The organism is Pseudomonas sp. MF6394 (genome assembly GCF_002018845.1).
GTDB classification, from domain to species: Bacteria; Pseudomonadota; Gammaproteobacteria; order Pseudomonadales; family Pseudomonadaceae; genus Aquipseudomonas; species Aquipseudomonas lactis.
In genome coordinates this window covers 1-1,204 of the sequence record NZ_MVOJ01000083.1, presented here as the reverse complement: position 1 = coordinate 1,204, position 1,204 = coordinate 1, and the positions used below count along the sequence as shown (strand labels likewise).

General features: G+C 53.4%; 1 protein-coding gene. It reads left to right on the top strand.

Annotated features, from left to right (window positions below):
- The first annotated feature begins 224 nt into the window (after positions 1-224).
- A complete protein-coding gene (locus MF6394_RS32810) occupies positions 225-1,172 on the top strand; it encodes an IS110 family transposase (RefSeq protein WP_078468301.1) in 948 nt (315 codons plus the stop codon).
- The last annotated feature ends 32 nt before the right edge of the window (positions 1,173-1,204 follow it).

Here is a 1,204-nt window from a genome sequence, read left to right as displayed (position 1 = left end):
CTTCGCGAGCAAGCCCGCTTGTATGCTAGGACTTGAAGGGAGGAGAAGGGACAAAGCCCGATTCTGACTGTTGACGCAGTACAGACCGTGGGAGATTTCGCCCCTCCTCCTTTCACCCAAGCGCCGATAAAGAATGCATCTGGCTATGACCGACGATAGGAACAAGCCTGCGCCTCTGGGTGAGCCCTTCAAGTGCTCAAAAACATAGCCCGGAGGAAGCCCCCATGGCAATGCCAGTTTCTGTCTCAAAGCCGATCGTAGGCGTTGATGTCGCTAAGAATGAGCTGGTGATTTATCACGCTGAAGCCGATCTACTGGAAACGATCGCAAACAACAAAGCTGCTATCAAAAAATGGCTGAAAACGCTGTCCTGCAAAGTGGCCATCGCAATTGAAGCCACCAACATCTACCACTTGGAGTTTTCCGATCTAGCCCATGAAGCTGGTTGCGTGGTTTACATGGTTGGAGGTTATGAGCTCAAACATTACCGCGAAAGCTTGAAGATCCGGGCCAAGACCGATGCTTTGGATGCCCAACTGCTCGCCCGCTATTTGAGAAAGGAGGCAGACGAACTGCGTCCCTGGACACCGCCATCGCCGCTGTATCGCCACCTTCTAAGCCTGTTTCGTCGGCGCGCAGCCTTGGTTCAGGCGCGCGTCGGCCTGACGCAAAGCTGGGCGAATGAACCGCTGCTTAAGGCCTCGTTTGCCGAGCAGGTGAAGTCGATGCAGAGACTTGAAGGGTTAATTGAAAAGATGATCAGTGATTGCCTGAAAGAGGCAGGTATGCTGGGGCAGTTGAAGCGTTGCTTGAAGGTCGAAGGCATCGGCTTTTTGACTGGCGCGCGCTTGATTGCCACCTTCCAACGGGGAGAATTCAGGAATTCAGACGCGTTTATCGCCTTTCTTGGTATGGATTTGCGCGTCAACAAGTCAGGACAGAAAGATGGTCGTCGCAGTTTAAGTAAGCGCGGCGACTCAGAGGCCCGGCGCCTGCTACATAACGCCGCGATGGCGGCTAGCCGAACAGAGACATGGAAAGCGTTTTATCAAGCACAGAGGGCACGAGGCTATAGCACCACTCAAGCGTTGGTAATATTGGCTCGCAAGCTTGCTCGAGTGGTGTTCGCTCTACTGAAAGGGCAAAGCGAATATCAGCCAAAGGTTGGTTGAGGGTTGCCCCTCAACCATAGAATCTCCCACAG